Source organism: Saprospiraceae bacterium (assembly GCA_016719615.1).
Taxonomy (GTDB): Bacteria; Bacteroidota; Bacteroidia; order Chitinophagales; family Saprospiraceae; genus Vicinibacter.
Genome location: JADJYQ010000001.1, coordinates 2,035,652 through 2,055,144, shown reverse-complemented (window position 1 = coordinate 2,055,144; position 19,493 = coordinate 2,035,652). Strand labels below are relative to the sequence as shown.

Sequence of the window (19,493 nt, the reverse complement as noted above, 5' to 3'; positions counted from 1 at the left end):
GATTCTTTACAAAAATCAGGCTTTGAATGACAAATATTCGCTCTTTGTTTTCATGGAGTTATAAATGGCAGGGACTTGTTGTTCTCTTATGTGCTTTTGTGCCATATGTAAATACCTTGTTTCACGAATTTGTGTTGGACGATCGGGTTGTTTATACAGAAAATCAATTTGTTCAAAAGGGGATCTCAGGAATTCCTGAAATTTTCAGTACGAATAGTTTTGAGGGTTATTTTAAAGGGAGTGGTAAAGGAAGTTCGGTTAGTCAAAACAGATACAGGCCACTTTCTCTGGGTTTCTTTGCAATCGAAAATCAAATGGCCGGAAATAATGCCTTTCTGGCGCATTTATGGAATGTACTTTTTTTTAGCCTGCTTTGTTTTTTGCTTTTTGTTACTTTAAAGAAGCTCTTAGATTACAGATATAAGGATATCGCTACACTAATTGCGTTATTAACAGCCATTCTTTTTGCGCTCCATCCTATCCATACAGAAGTCGTAGCTAATGTTAAAAGTCTGGATGAAATTTTTGTACTCTTGTTTTGTGTTCTGTCCTTTAGGTCTATCCTGACATACCATCAAAATTATCAAAGTATCAATTTATTTGCAGCAAGTTTGTGGTTCTTGTGCGCAGTCTTTTCAAAAGAGAATGCAGTTGTGTTTGTATTACTCGCTCCATTGGCTTTGGTTTATTTTGTGCCAAAGGAAAAGAGAAAATTGATTCATAGTTTTATACCGCTCATATTTTCTGCTGCCATTTACATCAGCTGCAGAATTGCAGTTTTGGGAACGCAGGTCTATGTAGAGTCGAGAAATTTTCTGGAAAATCCATTTCTCACCATTCGAGGTGAAAAAATAATGGTAATGCAGGATGCTGATAAAATAGGGACCATATTTTACACTTTATTGAGATACTTGTATTTGCATATTTTTCCATATCCGCTTACGCATGATTATGCACCAAAAAGTATTGCCACATACAATATAGCTTCGCCGCCAGCCATATTTTCGATAATTATTTATTTGATGTTGGTCGTGTTACTCATCAAATGGAGAAAGACCTTAGCCATTTTGAGTTATGGAATCCTTTTCTTTTTAATCGCAATGACGCCAGTTTCCAATTTATTTGTAAGTACCGGTGCTTATATGGGTGAGCGTTTTGCATTTATGCCCTCGTTGGGGATCTGCCTTATAATGGCTTATCTGGCAAAAGTCTATTTGTTTGATAAGTTCAAATGGGGACCTTATATTTTCATGGCGATTATACTTGCCTTTGGTGTCCGTACTTTTGTAAGGAACCTGGATTGGAAAAGCAATTTGGCGCTATTTTCAAATGATATTACACATTCAACAAATTCTGCCAAACTAAACTCTTCTTTGGGATTTATTCTACTGGAAAACTATAGAAATACAGATGACAAAGAAGGGAATAAACATTTATTGAGTCAGGCGATTTTATATTTAAACAGAGCTGTTAAAATCTATCCCAGATATTCAGATTGTATATTTTTATTAGGTAACGCGTATTACTTAAATAAAAATTATCCTCAGGCTGTTGTGACCTACGAATCCTATATCGATTTAAATCCGGCAGATGCATCTATCATGAAGAATTATCAGAAAGCACTGCGTGAATTAGGAAGAAAATATTTTTACGAAGACAGTAATAACTCAGCGGCTAAAAACGCTTTGCTAAAATCTTATAAATTAAACAACCAGGATGACCAGGTTTTGGAATTGCTCGGAAGCGTAGAAGCAGAAATGGGATATCTCGTAAAATCACTAGAGTATTTACTGCGCTCTGTCGATTTAAACCCCAACAGTGCAAGTACCTGGGCAAATCTTTATATTACTTATACGCGACTCGGAGACAAAGCCCGGGCACAAGATGCCATCAACCGCGGTATGGCCATCGATGCAGATATCGTAAAGAAACTGATGTCGGTGAAGACGAAGTAAGGGAATTAGATGATGGATGATAGATGATAGTGAATGGATGATGGATGAAGGCAACTAACTAACTAACGTTCGTTAGTTCCATAATCTATGCTCTATAATCCTTGCCTATACTCCATATTCTTTGTTCCATAATCTATGCTCTATAATCCTTCCTCTATAATCCTTGCTCTATACTCCATAATCTTTGTTCCACAATCTATCATCTATAATCTTTACTCCATACTCCATACTCCATACTCTTGTAGCGCACCTGCGGCACGCGTTGATTGATTTTCCAATTCAGCTACTAATATTTTATCCCTGCGGAACAGGGGATCATAAGTCGATTTAATGCAAATCAATGCCGGCTTCAGCCGGATACGAAACAGAAAAGACAAAAAAATACTAATATAAAAACGTAAGCCATAAGACACAAAAATTGAACCCTCAATTATCAATAGGAATGGGTTTCAACCAATTCCGGTCAAGGAGTCATATCAATATTTTTTATGAATATAAGTTCTGAAAAATAATTTGAAAAAATATGTATTTATTTGAACTAACATTCGTTAGGGCGTGTTTTTTTAACAGACTAACAGACTAACAGACTAACAGACTAACAGACTAACAGACTAACAGACTAACAGACTAACAGACTAACAGACTAACAGACTAACAGACTAACAGACTTCTTCCTACCAGCCTACCAGCCTACCAGCCTACCAGCCTACATGCCTACATGCCTACATCCCAATCACTTCCGCAACGCAATGATCTTCTCCACCATCTCTTCAGCAATGCGTTGTTGTGCTTCAAAAGTAGAAGCGCCAATGTGCGGAGAAACGGAAATTTGCGGATGATTTAATAATTCCGGCCGAATGTTGGGTTCATTTTGATAGACATCGAGACCCGCACCTGCTATTCGTTTTTCATGTAAAGCGAGTAACAGAGCCTCTTCATCAATATTTTCACCCCGGGAAGTATTGATGATGTAAGCTGAATTTTTTATTTGACTTAAATTGCTTGCATCCAGTAAGGCTTTTCCGGTATAGGGAGAATGTAAGCTAATGTAATCTGCTAGTTGTAAACCGTATTCTAGTTTCACGAGAGGGATTGGAACTAAAATAGTTTGATCTTGAAGTTGCATTTCTATACTGAGCTTGTCTATAAAAGGATCGGAAGCGATGACTTTCATTTCCAATCCAATTGCCATTTTGGCTAATTCGCGACCTATTCGGCCTAGTCCAACCAGGAAAAGGGTTTTGCCTTGAAGTTCGTTGGAATTGCTTAGTTCCTTTTTAAGTTTGGAGAAAGAATCCTTACCTGCCAATTCCCGATTTGATCTGTGTAAGCCTCTGGTGAGACAAAGCATATGGCCGAGGGCTATTTCTGCCACAGATCTGGAGGAAGAGGCCGGTGTGTTTAAGACCTCGATACCTTTGGACCTAGCAAAATCAACATCAATATTGTCCATGCCTACTCCGGCGCGCGCAATAAATTTAAGATTAGGACAGCTTGAGATGAGTTCAGAACGCACTTTTGTCGCACTCCGCACAATGATCCCATCGTAGTTAGGAAGTTCATGTGAGAGTTGCTCTGAGTCCATTTTAAGAACATCTACCACAAATCCGTTTGAAATTAAAGCTTTGATACCTGAATCTTCAAAGCCATCGGTTATCAGTATTTTCCAAGTCATGGCTCAAAAATAAAAAAGGAACCCATTATAGAATGGATTCCTTTTTATCGGTTGATTTAAATTTTTATTATTTGCTCCGCTTGGACCTTAAAAGGCTCAGGCGTTTTTCAGTTTCCAGTTTTAATAAATTGTAAGCAGCAGTTTGTTTGTGATCCTGTGCTATATCGCGTGCACATTTGCCAATTTTATTTTCATTCATTGGATTTGCACCAGCCTTCAATAATGTCTCCAGGACTTCTAAATTTCCACTTTTAGCAGCAAACATAAGGGCATCTTCAAATTCTACTTTTAAATGGACATCAGCACCTTTTGAGAGTAGCATTTGGACCATTTCTGCATTGCCAACAGAAGCTGCATAACTCAACAAAGTCATTTTTTGTTCATTGAGAAAAAGGAGGGAATTCACATCATGTCCTTTGGAGAGCCAGTCTTTCACAAACCTGGTGTCAGATTTATCTACCGCCAGTTTTAAGTCTTGTTGAGCATTCAAACCATTTAAACCCATGGCGAAAAGCACTAAAAAGCATCCGAATATATTTTTCATAATAAGCATTTAAAAATTTGGTTTCAATGGCTAAGATACCATAAGTATTCTAAATGCTGCCCCTGCCTTGCCATTTTTTCGATATTTTAACTAAGAATACCAAAATTTTAAACTGATATTTTCCAGTTTCTAAATCGAAATTACGTTTAAGCGATGACTCCAGGGTTCTCAGTTGTATGGTCGTTGAGGCGATGCTTCAATAATACATTCAGGGGGTGTTTTAATTCGGGGTCTTTGCGTATGATAGCCTCTGCAAGCTTTCTGGCGGCATACAAAATCGGCTGATCTTCAACGATATCAGCAATCTTTAGCTCCAACAATCCACTTTGCCGCGTACCGTCGAGATCTCCGGGTCCGCGGAGCCTTAAATCAGCCTCGGCGATGAGAAAACCATCTTGCGTCTGACACATGGTACGGATTCTTTCTGTAGCATCTTTGCTGAGGTGGTTAGAACTCATCAATACGCAATAGGACTGATCTGCTCCTCTACCAACTCTTCCTCGTAATTGATGCAATTGCGACAAACCAAATCTTTCTGCGTTTTCAATAACCATAATACTGGCATTGGGTACATTGACCCCTACTTCAATGACCGTAGTTGCCACCATGATGTGGGTAGTGCCTTTTACAAATCGCTGCATTTCAGATTCCTTGTCTTTAGGGCGTAGTCTGCCGTGAACTACAGATATCTGGTAGGGCGGAATGGGGAAGTATTCTAAAAGTTTTTCATAACCCATATCCAGATTTTCTATATCCAGTTTTTCAGATTCTTCGATCAAGGGAAAAACAATATAAACCTGTCGGCCTTCAGCGATTTGCTTTTTCATGAATTCGTATAATTTGCCCCGCAAGGCTTCCGTGAAGTGCAATGTCCGAATGGGCTTCCTGTTGGGTGGCAGCTGATCGATAACGGAAACGTCGAGATCTCCATATAGACTCATCGCCAGTGTTCTCGGGATGGGCGTTGCAGTCATTACCAATACATGCGGCAATAAGGGTTTTGCTTTATTCCAAAGTTTAGCCCGTTGTTCAACGCCAAACCGATGTTGTTCGTCAATTACGACTAAACCAAGTTTTTGGAACCGGACGGATTCTTCAATCAATGCATGGGTTCCTATCAGTATTTTCAAATCACCCGACTCGAGTGTTTTTAAGATTTGATTTCTTTCTGTTCCTTTGATATTTGATGTGAGCAGGGCGCAATTTATTTGGATTGGCAAAAGCAGTTCGCTCAAACTTTGAAAATGCTGCATGGCAAGAACTTCAGTGGGTGCCATGATACACGTCTGGTAACCATTGCTGATGGCCCATAACATGGCTAGTAAAGCAACAATTGTTTTTCCGCTCCCGACATCTCCTTGCATTAATCGGTTCATCTGTACCCCTGAAATCAGGTCTGCTTTAATTTCATTAAATACTTTTAGCTGTGCAGCTGTTAAGGCAAAAGGAAGATGTTGTTCAAAGAATTCTTTATAGGGAAAAAGCAATTGATCCATTGGATAACCTCTTGACTTCTTTTTCCGCAGATACATGTTTTGCAACATTCGCAATTGCATCAAAAACAATTCCTCAAATTTCAATCGTTGCCGGGTCCTGGCTAACGATTGTTCGTCTTTCGGAAAATGAATATTCACCAAACAATCGGCGCGGCTGGGTAGTTTGAATTTATCCAAAATATATGCAGGAAGCGTTTCATCAATCACATGTGGATTTATGTTTTGAAAAACCTGAAACATGATTTTTCGAAAACCCCGACTGTCGAATCCTCTCTGGGCAAGTTTTTCAGTGCTCGGATAAACAGGTTCCCATCGCAATGCTTGTTGACTTTGTTCCGTTCCAAAATTAATTTCGGGATGCGCCATCGATTTTTGGTAACCCGTCAGCTTCAATCTGCCAAAAAGGGTATATGGAATCTGCAAAACAGCCTTGTCGAGTATCCATTGATAATTTTGAAACCAAATGAGTTCAATAGTCCCGCTTTCATCTTCGAATTCGCCGATCAGCCGCTTGGCTCTTCCGAATCCTTTTTCCTCAAGGTGAATTAGCCTTCCTTTAATTTGGTAAAATTGACTGTCTTGTTTCGCATCATCAATAAGGGTAAATTTGGTTTTGTCTATATACCTGAATGGATAATAATTGATCAATTCTTCAACCACAGTTATGCCAAGCGCATCGCGGAGCAGTTTACCTCTCTGCGGTCCTACACCTTTAATGTATTCAATCGGACTATCCAGTTTTAAAGCCACGCTTTATTGCTAAACTGCAAAATAAACAAGCAAATGCTGAAGTTTAAGCATTCCAAGTCTTTTACCTACATTTAAGCGTCATTAAACGTTTTGCAAATAGTTTTGTTGGCTATAGATCAGACATGGAAAGCATTCGACAAAAGCAGGTTGCTGAGCTCATTCGCAGGCAATTTAGTATGGTTTTAACGGCCGAGGGTCGTTATATTTATGGGGCGCAAACCCTGGTGACCGTTACTCAGGTGATGATGAGCCCCGATCTGGCTTTGGCCAAAGTTTATTTGAGTATTTTTAACACACCCAAAAAGGAGGCCGTCATTGGTTATATGGAAGAAAACTATAACCGCCTAAAACTCTCCCTGCACCAGAAAATTAAAAAACAGATCCGGGTCATGCCGGAGCTTAGATTTTATTTGGATGATACCATCGATGAGGTCTATAAAGTAGAGGCCTTGTTTAAGAAATACGAAGGGAAATCAGGCGCTCCAAGCGAAGAGGAATAAGCCATATTCGTCGGATTTATAATTGGGTTTATCTTAAATTCAAGTTAAAATCATACAAGTACGATAGATTTCGTAGAAAACATTTTACCTTGTCCGCCGAACGGTAAAAAGCAATCATTATGTTAAACTTTCTTTCCATGAAATTAAGCATTTTAGGCCTGGTTATGTTATTGACGAACCTTCAAGGGGTTTACGCACAAAAGGCATTTATCAAAGGCCAGGTGGCTGACGATCAGGGTATTTCTATTGCTTTTGCCAATATGTTTTTGTTTCAAAGCAAAGACAGCGTACTGGTAAAGGCTGAGCTTTCAGACGAGCAAGGCAGGTTTCATTTTAACGAAATTCCATCGGGCCAATATTTTATCAGGGGATCCTATGTGGGTTTTGAGGAAGTACAGAAAACGGGTATAAAACTTGAAAATCAACAAGAGCTCAATCTGGGGCAACTCGTAATGTTTGCTAAAAGCACCCAATTAAGTGAAGCGGTCGTAAGTGCCAGGAGAACCATCCTGGAAGTCAAACCGGACCGGACCATCTTTAATGTGGAGGGCACCATCAATAGCATTGGCAACGATGGGATGACTTTACTCAGAAAAGCACCCGGTGTTAATGTAGACAATAATGACAATATCAGCTTGTTGGGGAGATCGGGAGTTTTGGTATATGTAGATGGAAAAAGACTACCATTGGGTGGTCAGGAATTGTCCAATTATTTGCAAAGTTTACAAGCGGAGCAAATAGACCGCATTGAAATCATCAGTAATCCTGGTGCTAAATACGAAGCACAAGGCAATGCGGGGATCATCGATATCCGATTGAAAAGAGACAAAATTTTGGAACCAACGGTACTGCGGGATTGACTTATATACAAGGCCGGTATCCCAAAGTTACACTTTCAGGTAACGCCAATTACAGGGATCATAAGTGGAATGTATTTGGAAATACCAGTCTGACGAAATGGAAAGGGTATAATTACATTTCCTTTGAAAGTTTCCAGAACGATTTATATCTTGAAGAAACACTTGATTCAAAAGTCGACCGCAATTCTTTAAATTTTAGAGTAGGAACAGATTATTTTTTATCTAAAAATCACACGATCGGAATACTTGCCAGTGGAAACTTGTCGAATGGAGATCATCCGGGTTATAATGAAATTCACATCGCAAAGGCAAGTCAGCCTGAGATTATTGACAGCGTTTTAGCAGCTAACACAAAGGTCAGTGCACCTCGAAACAATCAAACATACAACATCAATTATAAATATGAAGCTGGTCAGAAGAGAAGTTTAAACATTGACTTAGATTACGGTATGTTCGACAATGAAAATTTAAGAGATCAAACCAATAATTATTATGATGCAAAAAAAGAACTCTTGTTGTCTTCTTCAGATAACAGCTTTGACACTCCTTCCGAAATAGATATCTGGACCTTCAAACTTGACTATGAACAAAGTCTTTGGGGTGCTAAACTGGGAACTGGATTGAAATACAGTCACGTAAATTCACATAATGTATTTCATGTGTATGAGACCTTGGGAAGAGTAGGGCCTATAAATGACAGAAGATCGAATATTTTTGATTACGATGAAAAAGTATATGCAAGTTACCTATCCTTAAATGGTTCCTTTAATAAGGATTGGAAATATGCTATTGGCTTAAGAGCTGAACAATCGGATATTACAGGTGATCTGCAAGCCTATTTGCCGGAATTGCAGGAGCCACCTGTAGATTTAAGTTATCTGAGCCTGTTTCCAAGTGCTGGACTCACCTGGAATTATAAACCGGATCAAAGTTTTCAATTAAATTATGGCAGACGGATCAACCGTCCGGATTATCAGGTATTGAATCCTTTCGTGAATCAATTGAGTCAATTGTCATTTGAGAAAGGAAATCCATTTTTAGATCCTGAAATCGTCAATAATCTTGAATTGTCGTATACGCTTTTTTACAAGTATAATTTTAAATTAGGATACAGTAATACCACAGATCAAATTACCAGATTGATTGGCCCGGACGATAGCGATCCCCGTGCAAGTTTTATCAATTGGGACAACCTTGCAGAGCGACGCACTTTTAATTTTAGTGCGAGTCTGCCTTTTGAGATTAATAAGAAATGGGAGGCCTATTTTAATTTTGGAGCATCGCATATTCACAACCTGGCTGATTATGGCGATGGGGCAGTTGTGGACCTTAAAGCATTTACTTATAACCTATATCAACAGCATAGTTTTCAATTGCCACTAGGATGGAAAGCAGAGATTTCAGGTTATTTTTCAGGTCCCGGAATATGGGGCGGCGTATTTTTATACGAAACGAGTTGGAGTCTTGATATCGGACTCCAGAAAAATTCTTTAATGAAAGACTTAGTTTCAAAATCAGCGGAAATGATATTTTTTACCAATCCGGCTGGTCTGGTGAAAGTAGTTTTGATGGCTTGGTTTCTACAGGTGGAGGCAACTGGGATTCCAGAAGACTTACGGTCAATTTAAGTTACCGTTTTGGAAATGAAAATGTCAAATCCCGGAGAAGAAATACGGGTATGGAATCTGAAGCCGGAAGAGTTGGAAGCGGAAATTAAGGGCAAATTAAGTCACATTTAGTTTAACTCATTTTTGAATTTTGAAATTTTCAATGAATTCCGCCTGCGAGTCGCTCAACTTCAGGTAGTTCACTTATTGTACTCATCAATATGAGGCTTATGGACAATTAAGTTGTAATATGTAAGATTTAGATACCTATATACTGACCTGTTCTGCGCAAGCTGGCCTAATCGTATGAATTCAGGCCAGGTCAAAACTATTTTCCAATAAGGCATTTTTAGTATTGAGAATACCCGTTTTAGCCATATAAACCCTCGATTTTAGAATTATTTTCAAAATAATTCTAAAAAGCTCTTAACATTTCAGTTAGATTTACACAATACAAACAATACTAACCTTTAAACTTTGTGTTATGGCTAATCTAAAAAAAGAATTGGGAAGTCCCGGTCAAATATTATTATTATTAATATTTACAGTTTTTTTGGTGTATAATTCGTGCTGCCATCCAAGGATAATTGAAAACCAGCAAATAGGGCCATGTTTGAATCAAAGTTCTGTAAGAGTAAATTGTGGAAGAATAGATTCGATCACATTGCTTGTTCCAGGCCTGCCTAATAATGAATATAAACTGCCTATAAAATGCAATCAGGTAATTTTTAATCCTACCTCCAATAAATCATTTAATGATTTGGTTCGAAATTATCTGAACAGTCAGTGCTTTGAGCAAATTTATGTTTGTCCATGTGAACCAGCTTTTGAGTTATGGGAGAATTTTACTACTGAAGGAAACGATGTAGGCGTTGCCATAGCCAGGGCACCTAAATTAGAAGCTACAGATTGCCATTTGTTTCCCAACATTGTTTCGAAAATTCCGGATTTGAATGATGGTGTTATTAATGGCAATTACAAACATGTTGATAGTTTTATTGAATGTAAATTCTTGCAAAAGGAAGTATTCATTGCGATCGTGGATACAGGGATTGATTCAACTATTAGAAATCAAGATCGCGATGGGATTCCCAATGACCAATGGCAGCCTTTTCATTTAACCGGAAATCATTGTGATATATCTCCCAACACATTTCGTGCCAACAATCCTTTAGGACTCAGGTTTGTAGAAAATGAATTTAATAATAGTTCAGCTGATTTAAATGGCCATGGTACGGGAGTTAATTTTGTTGCAGCAGGTTTGTCCGAACCGAATATTCAGACAGATATTCGTTTTAAATTTTTAAATATTAAATCAACTACCGGTACAAGTAAAATTGGAAACTTATTCGATGCTTTGTGTGGGATAAATTATGCTTGTAAGCAGTCACCAAAAATAGTGAATATTTCTTGGGGATTCAAATATTTTAGAAATTCATCTCACCCAAGAATTGATTTAGGTTTAATGCAGGCATTTAAAGATATTTTTTATCAAAATAAAGACATTCTATTTGTAACAGCAGCTGGCAATGATGGCATGGAATTGACTAAGCGGCAAAAATTTTATCCGGCAAGTGCATCGACATTTTGTTCAAATGTTTTGGCTGTTGGTGCTGTTGTAGAAAAAAATGGTAATTTTGAAATCAGTACTTTTTCAAACTATCAAACTGGATCAACAAAAAACTTTGTTTATACATATGGTCAAAATATTAAAATTGTAAAATTCGGAATTTTAAATCCGGAGAGTAATAATTTAAGTACTGAAAATATTGGACGAAATTACATATATAATTCAGGTACGTCTTTCGCTGCACCCTTGATATCCCGTATAGCAGGTATCATTTCAATCAAAGAAAGGAACCTAAATGGGCCCGGATTAAGAAGCTTTATTGCTCAGGAGGCAAGATTAAATACAGGAATTATTCCAGGAAAAAAACTTAAAATTATCGATATGAAATGTATCCAAAATATTTGCAATATAGAAGAGTAGGCGAATTTAAATTAATTTTTAAAAAAATATTTATGAACACTAAATTAAAAAATTTGAATCGCTATTTAATTGTTGTTACAACACTTGTTTTTATGATTGGATATTGGAGTTGTGACACTCCAAAACCATGTGAAAGCAAGCTTCTTTCTGGCAAAGTATGTAATGGAGTAGATACTCTTCATTTGAAGAATGATTCTATTACAGATGGCATTAAATTGCTTGTACGCTGTAATGAGTTAATTTTGAATACCCGTGTACAAAATGCAAATGAGATACGATATTATTTAAAAGGATTATGTTTTGAGCGAAAAGACTCTTGTCCTTGCAGTCAGTTTGAACTTTGGGGAAATCCTTCTGTTGAGGGAATTGATGTTGGCGTTGCAGTAGCCAATGCTCCAAAGATTGATGGAGTTGGACTTAACGAAGCATTGATGGCAAATATTTTATTTTCACATGAGCTACCAACTGATGCAAATGAAAAAGATACATTGATATCCAACAGCAATTTGGACATCAATTGCCTTTCCGAAAATTCACCTATTATTAGAGTCGCAATAGTTGATTCAGGGGTAGATCCAAATACTAATGTTAGCAAAAATAAGTTGCATACGAAAGGGTGGCATGGATATAATTTGTGGGATCGTTGTCTGGAAAGTAATTACCCTCTTGGCTTGGAATATCATTTAGTAAGAGGCGTATCTGAGCCTATGGATTCTAATGGCCATGGCACAGCAGTTAACGGAGTATTGGTTGGTGCTTCTAAACCTAATTTTAACATGCCTCTACCACTGAGTTTTGTAAATGTAGATGTTATGCAGGGGCAGAATAAAACAGGCAATTTGTACGATGCCCTATGTGGATTATATTATGCATTGGAGCAGGAGCCGCGAGTTATAAACATAAGTTGGGGATTTCGTTATCTAACTGAGCCACTGTACATGGATATGGAAGCAGCAATCATTAAAGCTTTTAACGATTATTTCACTGATTGTAACAATAGATATCCGGGAGGCGTCATTGTAGTTGCTGGCGCAGGAAATGATAGCATAGAAATTAATTCTTTTGATAAGTTTTATCCTGCTTGTCTGGCAAGAGATCATATGAACGTTGTATCTGTGGGTTCTCATAAGGATTCCGGGGTAAATGATCTTTCAGAATTTTCAAATTATGCTGATATATCTTCTAATTACATTTCATTATTTGCACCTGGCGAAATGGTGATAACACCATATCCAAAATATTTGCAGGCAACATCTAGTGGAGTATTACCTACAGGATATGCCCGGCTTTCAGGAACTTCTTTTGCAGCACCTTACATTTCCAGAATCGTAGCATTAATTCGTGTGGTGCATCCTTACATTGATGCTGGTGAAGTTAAAATAAGGCTTATAGAAATGACATCTCCTAGGACCAGTATTTTAAGACCTGGAATTGAATATCATAAACTTGAGGTTTCCAATGTGGTTTCCAAAATTTGTGATTAATATATGAGTAATTGAATATTAAAGTTTTATAATGAACTTAAAATATGTAATTATTTTTAGCTTTTTATTAATTACATCTCTAAGATGCTATAAAAATAGTGATATTAAGAATACGGGGATCAATCAAAATATCTTTCAATTTCTTCGTTACTGTTTCAATATGATTCAATAAAGAATGTTGATAGCAATGATTCCCTTAGTCAAAAATTGGCAATTAATATTTTGAAATCACAAATTTTATTTGACACTAGCAGTGTAAAACTTTGTGATGAATTATATAAATTAGGTTCAAAATATTTATTTATCTATGGAGATTGGGCTAGGAATTATTTTCTAGCATCTATAAAATTGGAGTCAAGTCATACCAACAAAACTACCACTATTTTGGGAGTCAGGGCACTTGCTAATATAGGATACTCCTATTCGCTTGAAGGTGAACATATAAATGCAATAAAATATTATGATTCTGTAATAGCTTATAAAAGTATATATCCTATTTTTCCATTGGTATTTGTACATATTCGGTTAGGAGAAAGTTATACAATACTAGGAGAATGGAATCAGGCACATCAGAATTTCTTAAATGCTGAGCATACTTTTTTAAATGCCATATCCAATTCTCAGGCATTTGACCCTGAATTTGTGTTAAGAACTAAAAAGCAAATTTACGATTTGTATATTCAATGGGCTAACAGTTGCCTAATACAAAATAGATATGATGAAGCTATAATATACTGTCAAAATGGATTCAAACTTGTAAGAAACGTTTCTAATCCTGAAGATACCTTGTTCCGGGTTGCCGGCCTTTATTTGACTATGGGAAATGCTTATTTGGAATTTGCCTTGTCTAAACAGAAGTCTAATTATTCATCGCATTGTATTCTATTGGATTCAGCAATGATTTCTTATAAGAAGGCAAGTGAATATTATTTTGGTGCGAACGATTATAGTACTTATATCAGCTCGTTAAATAATGTAGCAACAATTTTGTATATAGGCAATAGATTTAGTGAGGCTAAATCTGCATATTTAAGAGCAATTAATTTAAATAAGAATGCTGAAGGAATTTATAATCCTGAGCAGTTGAAATATTCTTACTTAAATATTGGGTCATCTTACTATCGGTTGAATGCACTTGATAGTGCGAATTATTATTATACATTGCTACTTAGGAGTTTAAATGGGGATACTACTATAGTATTTCCTCCTATTCAACAATTGAAAAGTAATTACGAGTTTAATCTTTTGTTTTTGGGAAGTTTTGGCCGTCTAAAACTTGCGATGAGTTCAAAAAAGATTGGATCAGATATTTTATCCCAAGCATCTTATGACAGCCTTGCGAAATTATTGAATCACATGAGAGGAAATCTAATTAATGATTTATCTAAAGTTAAACTTGCTCAAAAATCTCGTCTCTGGATCCCTGATGCAGTTATTGATATGGCTAGCTTATATTATCAAAATGGTAATCCTGAATTCAAGGACAAAGTCTTTCACTTTATCGAACACAGCAAAGCCTTCTCTCTATTGGAAGCCTCAAGATTGAACAATGCCGGGGCATTGCTAACTGAGCATTTGCAGAAGCTTCAGAATGAAATCTCCAAATTGCAATTGGATGCAATCAATAATAAGGATTTGGAAGCTGAAATTTCATCGAAACAACATGATTTCTTCGATCGGCTCCAAAAAGAAGCACCCGCTTATTTTGCATTAAAATATCAGGGCATTCGCAATCATCCAAAACAAGTGCAGGACTCAATATTGGAAGCCGATCAAACGATGCTTGAGTATTTTATTCATGATTCTTTGCTCCTCATTTTGGCCATTCAAAAAGATACATTTTTACTGGACACTGTACATATCGCGAAACGCGAATTGTTCAACCGGGTTTCTGAATTCAGAGCTCATATGAATCCGGTAGATAGTACAGGAAGAATTTCAGATGCCAAACAAAGCTCGTTTTGTAAACAATCCTTTGAGCTTTACCAACTACTGGTTGGGAGGATTAAAAATCGCATCCGATTGAATCAACGCCTGGTCATTATTCCGGATGGTTCCCTGAATGACCTTTCGTTCGATGCTTTGTTGTGTCAATGGGAACCTGATCAGCTTCACATTCCGGATCTCGTTAAAAATGAACAATTTCTCGTTCAGCAGCATGCCATTAGTTATTGCTTTTCTGCGAGTCTGCTGGAGGAAATGAAAAAAGGTGACGATAAGCCTTCTTTGAATTCGAGTTTGGCCTTGTTTGCTCCTGATTTTCATAAATCTTCAGCATTACTTCCATATATGAATTATCAAAAGGAAGAGATTCATAAAATTCAAATGCAAATCCCTTCATCTCATCTCGTAAAACTTAGTTCTAAGGAAAATTTTATCCGGGTTACGAAAACCCACGCATTTATGCACATTGCTACACATGGTTTCGAATCTCCAGATCCCGATCAAAGTTTTATAGCTTTTAATCAAACATCCATTCAGCCGGATACTTCTCAATTTCTTTATTTAAAAGAATTATACCACATACCGATGCGGCAGGAATTATTGACTTTAACTGCTTGCGAAACGGCTTTAGGTCCGCTTCAAGAAGGGGAGGGAAACATCAGCCTCGCCAGAGGTTTTGCCTATGCAGGTGTCAAAGCAATGATTACCACTTTGTGGAAAATCCAAACCAATGGGGCTTCTAAAATTATCCCTGAATTTTATCGGCATTATCTGGTAAATGGGAAACCAAAGGATGTGGCCTTGTCTGAAAGCAAAAGAGCCTATCTCAAAGCCGGGAAAGCAGTTTATCCCGACGAATGGGCAGGTTTGATTCTCATTGGAAATGCAGCAGAATTTGCCCCAAAACCAAAAGTGTTTCCATACCTATGGATACTCTTTGGAACTGCAATGATCATAACATTCATTTACTTTTTGAAAAGGAAGAAATCTTGGTTTGCGTGAATCAATTTTAATCTAAAGAAGATCTTGCAAAAAATTTATCAACTACCAGTTGTAAGTTTTTATTGAAGAATTTTTGGTTATTTAATCTTCGAATTTATTGCATTAATTGGGGTTTCAATCCTTCCGATTAAAAATATGGGTATTAATGGTTTGCTTAAATGTAAATACCTAGACAGCATGCTTTCATTTACCATGGATGTCTAAAACTTTGCTGAGGACTTTTGCTTAAAATTGTTCGTAATTCTTCCTTTATTTATGCTTTTTATACCATTAATGAGACATTACAATTTTATAAAGGACTGCTCCATATTTATTGAATTTCTTTTTTGATCTTTTCCAATTTTGGCATGAGTGGGTGCGTGGGCTCAATGGATTTTTCAATAGAATTGATTTCTTGGAGTAACACAGCTTTGTCTTTTTTAAGTATAAATTTTGTAAGCAAGGTATTAAAGCGGATGTCTATATCTGATCCCTGTAATTGTGGTACCTGATTGATGTAGTCAAGCTTGCCAAGGCATCTTTCAAAGTAATCCAGGGCTTTTTCATATTGCTTGGTTTTGAAATAGGCATGGGCCAGATAATAAACGGGAATTCCAAATTCTGAACTCTTGTTTAACTGAGCTACCAGGCTGTCAATCAATGGCTGATCCTGATAGTAGAACTGTGACGATTTTTCAAAAAACTGCTTTTCTACAACTGAGGCACGCTCCATGCTGACGGGTTCTACCATGAATTGAGCAAACATTTGTTCGTTAGAAATCGGAGGATTCCATAAATACACGGTACAAATGGAGAGTAATAATAAGAAGCTGGCTGCAATGGCAATTGACTTTTGATGGTCAGACCAGAATCTTTTGAGGAGGTATTTGGTATCCGGTTTCTGATATGAAATGGGTTGTAATTCTGCATAGACTTGCTTGATCAAGTCCCTGTCCTGGTCCAATTTTGTGTTTGACCAACTTGACTGGCTTAATAAAAATTGAACAAATTCCTTTTTAAAGCCGGGGTCACTTTTAAGTCTGGATTTAAAATTATTTAATTCCTCGGTCCTTAGACTTCCGTTGAGGTAGGCTTCATGTAGTTCTATGTTGGATTTTTCTTTCATGACTAAAATAGCTTATCGGGGTCTTTAGATATCATTGCATTAAGTTTGTCCAGGCATCCTGATAAATGCACAGGTATAGAACCCTTTGTATAGTCTTTTCCGCATTTGTCTTTTAGGAGTTCTGTTAATTTTTGTTTATCTCTTTCCAATTTTTCTTCGATATGGTAATGATATAATAAAGTACTGCATTTGCATTCCAGTTTAAAAATGTATTGTTTCACTTTTTCAATAATCATTGGGTCGCCGGTTATTTCCTCAAGTTCGCTGAAGTGCTTTTGAACATTCTTTGCTTTTGTTGCTGCACGTACCATTTCTTCACAAATATTCCGGGTAAGTTTGTAATAATAACCTTCGCAATTCTCCCTGGGACCTCTCCCGGATTCTTTCTCATGGAAAACACGAAGTACGATCTCAATGTAAAAATCTTCCCAATCTTCAAAATTTACCGAAACAAACCTTTGATATTTCCAATAAAAATACTTTGCGTGTTTCCGGATGATCTCCTCCTCAAACAGGAGTTTTGCGGCCAACTTTCGGCCAACTTCTCCTTGAGTGAGGTGGAGTTGAAATGATTCACAGGACTTGCACATGGGATCCTAATATATAGTTTGTGTAAAAATAAAGCAATTATTAAGGCTAATAGGCATTTTTTTTATTCAAATTGGCCATTTTATACATATAACATTCATATTATATGATTCTATTGGTTGCCTAACACCTCATTATTAAGATTATCAGTTTAAAATTGGATTAAAGTGTATCGGATTTTTGATTGAGATGGGCCTAAAGACCAATATCTCCTTTGATAATAACTGGAAGAAATATTTATTTAGAGCACTGCCTTAATTTTTTTACACTTTCTGCACCCTCTAATTGTATTTGATTTATTGTAAGTAGTAAACGAGTACATTTTGAATTTAATTTTTTAACTTTTAAAATTTGAGTCATGAAAACTTCCATTTTATTTGCGTTTCCTTTTTTTCTTTTAAGCCCTTTTTCAAGTTCATTGCATTTGAACGGTGATGATCAAATGAAGTCAAACATTTATGCATTGCCAATTTGTGATTCTGAATCGAGCTTAGGTGCTCAGTTGGAAAAACTGTCTGCCAATCTTGAGGCTCCAAACATGGTATTGGGTGAAACCAAAAATCAAAAGCAAAATGATCCCATCTTAGGTCCCATTATTTTTGAAATATGTTACAAAAGATGTGGCGATCCCGGTTTCGTGGAAAACGGACCTTGCTGGTTCCACTGTCGTTACAGCTTTTACTTGCTCGGCAAGAGAAATAGAAAGTAAAGAGATACTTTCATACTCTTAAATATCAAAGCGAAGACCTTGAACGCAAGGTCTTCGCTTTTTTTTATTGCTTTTTTTGAAATTACTCATAAAGGAATGATCTTAATTGAATTAATGGTCGTGATGCATTATAAAAGAATTCCTCTGAAGCTGATGTATTCCAATTTCATTACAATAATATGCTGAATTATATTTTCAAAATTTTAATATCAAATATTGCTTAGAGCTTTCATCGCACAGATTGGCTTTGGGGCATTCATTTAAATCTGTTCATTTATAGGCAATCGTGCTTCGTGATAGTGCTATTATGAGTCCCTGATGATTTAATTCAAAGTTTTTGGACAAGGCTGTATTATTGGCTTTCGCTTTTTTAATCTTACTCATTTCAAATTTTAAAAATAATTTTTACTGCGGCCTTAATTTTTTACGAGCAATTGCACCTTATATATGAAAGCAATTGATTAATGATTGTAACGACAATTGAAGAATCAATGCAAATTATTAAATAAAAAATTCAAAAAATTAATGTCATGAAAAATTTCATCTATTCCATTTTAGTAAGTTTTTGTTGCCTTATTGCACACGATATTCTTGCTCAAACATTTCAAAATGATCATTCATTGATCAAATGTTTGGAAACAAAATCAGGCCATTCAATTAACCCTGTGAAAGATATTTTGATTACCAGTTTGATCCAGACGAATTTTGAACATTTGAATTCGCAAAAAGATTTAGGTGTCATTACCAATAATGAGCCTAAAAAAGGAATCAGTGTTGATGGTGAGCCGGTACATGTAAATGCGAAACTATCAGCAATAAAAGGTATTTTAGTCAGCGAAAATTTGTGGATTCAAGCGTTGGAAAAATTTGAATCCTATGAATTTGAGCAAGCCAAAAGATTGTTCCTTCAATATTGCGAATTGAACCCAACAGATGAAAAAGCTAAATTTTATTTTGCCTTATCACAACTTTATCTGGGACAATATGGACCTGCTGCAAACAAACTGAGTGTTTTGAATAAATCGGTTTCATTGAAAAATGACCCTTCAAAGCAAATGTTTAAAGACGAGATTAAATTTTATTTCGCATGGTCCACTCTAAAAGTATGCGATAGTCCAAGAATGGCGATAGTTCTTTTCAACCAGTTAAATTATGAAGGCGGGAAATACCAAAGCATTGCTAATGAGATGATCAATCTGCTTCGTCATTAAAACAGTCTGAATGTTTCTGAGCCCGCTTTTTAAGCGGGCTTTTTTTTGCCGTTCTTTGATCAAAGCAGATATT

The 19,493-nt window shown here is 36.6% G+C and carries 13 protein-coding genes and 1 pseudogene; 8 read left to right on the top strand and 6 right to left on the bottom strand.

Annotation, left to right across the window (positions count from 1 at the left end; translation table 11 throughout):
- The first annotated feature begins 26 nt into the window (after nt 1–26).
- Complete coding sequence (locus tag IPM92_08455) at nt 27–1,955, top strand: hypothetical protein (GenBank protein MBK9108390.1); 1,929 nt, start codon at nt 27–29, stop codon at nt 1,953–1,955.
- A gap of 212 nt (nt 1,956–2,167) precedes the next feature.
- On the opposite strand, the gene IPM92_08450 is transcribed toward IPM92_08455, so the two are convergent.
- The 4 genes from IPM92_08450 to recG all read right to left on the bottom strand — a co-directional run bounded on the left by IPM92_08450 (nt 2,168) and on the right by recG (nt 6,420).
- Nucleotides 2,168–2,332 (bottom strand): hypothetical protein, encoded by a 165-nt coding sequence (locus IPM92_08450; protein ID MBK9108389.1) that lies wholly within the window; start codon nt 2,330–2,332, stop codon nt 2,168–2,170.
- Between the two features lie 356 nt (nt 2,333–2,688).
- Nucleotides 2,689–3,630, bottom strand: coding sequence for a 3-phosphoglycerate dehydrogenase (locus IPM92_08445; GenBank protein ID MBK9108388.1), 942 nt, complete (start codon nt 3,628–3,630; stop codon nt 2,689–2,691).
- Between the two features lie 67 nt (nt 3,631–3,697).
- Entirely contained in the window at nt 3,698–4,174 is a 477-nt protein-coding gene (locus IPM92_08440) for an ankyrin repeat domain-containing protein (GenBank protein MBK9108387.1), read from the bottom strand.
- Between the two features lie 146 nt (nt 4,175–4,320).
- The gene (recG, locus tag IPM92_08435; GenBank protein MBK9108386.1) at nt 4,321–6,420 is read right to left on the bottom strand and encodes an ATP-dependent DNA helicase RecG; all 2,100 of its coding nucleotides are present in this window, start codon (nt 6,418–6,420) and stop codon (nt 4,321–4,323) included.
- 122 nt (nt 6,421–6,542) lie between these two features.
- Here recG and IPM92_08430 point away from each other — a divergent pair, with 122 nt between their 5' ends.
- From IPM92_08430 to IPM92_08410, 5 genes and pseudogenes are all read left to right on the top strand, one after another.
- On the top strand, nt 6,543–6,920 hold the full coding sequence (locus IPM92_08430; protein ID MBK9108385.1) for a ribosome-binding factor A: 378 nt from the start codon (nt 6,543–6,545) through the stop codon (nt 6,918–6,920).
- Nucleotides 6,921–7,057: 137 nt separating this feature from the next.
- Nucleotides 7,058–9,497, top strand: a pseudogene (locus IPM92_08425) (TonB-dependent receptor).
- Nucleotides 9,498–9,871: 374 nt separating this feature from the next.
- A complete protein-coding gene (locus IPM92_08420) occupies nt 9,872–11,377 on the top strand; it encodes a S8 family serine peptidase (GenBank protein MBK9108384.1) in 1,506 nt (501 codons plus the stop codon).
- Nucleotides 11,378–11,409: 32 nt separating this feature from the next.
- Nucleotides 11,410–12,861, top strand: a complete 1,452-nt coding sequence (locus IPM92_08415) for a S8/S53 family peptidase (protein ID MBK9108383.1) — start codon at nt 11,410–11,412, stop codon at nt 12,859–12,861.
- A 222-nt stretch (nt 12,862–13,083) separates the two neighbouring features.
- Nucleotides 13,084–15,807 carry a CHAT domain-containing protein gene (locus IPM92_08410; GenBank protein ID MBK9108382.1) on the top strand — a complete coding sequence of 908 codons (2,724 nt, stop codon included), beginning with the start codon at nt 13,084–13,086 and terminating at the stop codon, nt 15,805–15,807.
- A 310-nt stretch (nt 15,808–16,117) separates the two neighbouring features.
- Here the strand turns inward: IPM92_08410 and IPM92_08405 are convergent, their stop codons facing one another.
- The gene (locus tag IPM92_08405; protein ID MBK9108381.1) at nt 16,118–16,912 is read right to left on the bottom strand and encodes a tetratricopeptide repeat protein; all 795 of its coding nucleotides are present in this window, start codon (nt 16,910–16,912) and stop codon (nt 16,118–16,120) included.
- Between the two features lie 2 nt (nt 16,913–16,914).
- Nucleotides 16,915–17,502 (bottom strand): hypothetical protein, encoded by a 588-nt coding sequence (locus tag IPM92_08400; protein ID MBK9108380.1) that lies wholly within the window; start codon nt 17,500–17,502, stop codon nt 16,915–16,917.
- A gap of 356 nt (nt 17,503–17,858) precedes the next feature.
- Between IPM92_08400 and IPM92_08395 the strand changes: the two genes are divergently transcribed.
- Both IPM92_08395 and IPM92_08390 read left to right on the top strand, forming a co-directional pair.
- On the top strand, nt 17,859–18,209 hold the full coding sequence (locus IPM92_08395; protein MBK9108379.1) for a hypothetical protein: 351 nt from the start codon (nt 17,859–17,861) through the stop codon (nt 18,207–18,209).
- 530 nt (nt 18,210–18,739) lie between these two features.
- Nucleotides 18,740–19,420, top strand: a complete 681-nt coding sequence (locus tag IPM92_08390; protein MBK9108378.1) for a hypothetical protein — start codon at nt 18,740–18,742, stop codon at nt 19,418–19,420.
- Nucleotides 19,421–19,493 lie beyond the last annotated feature (73 nt).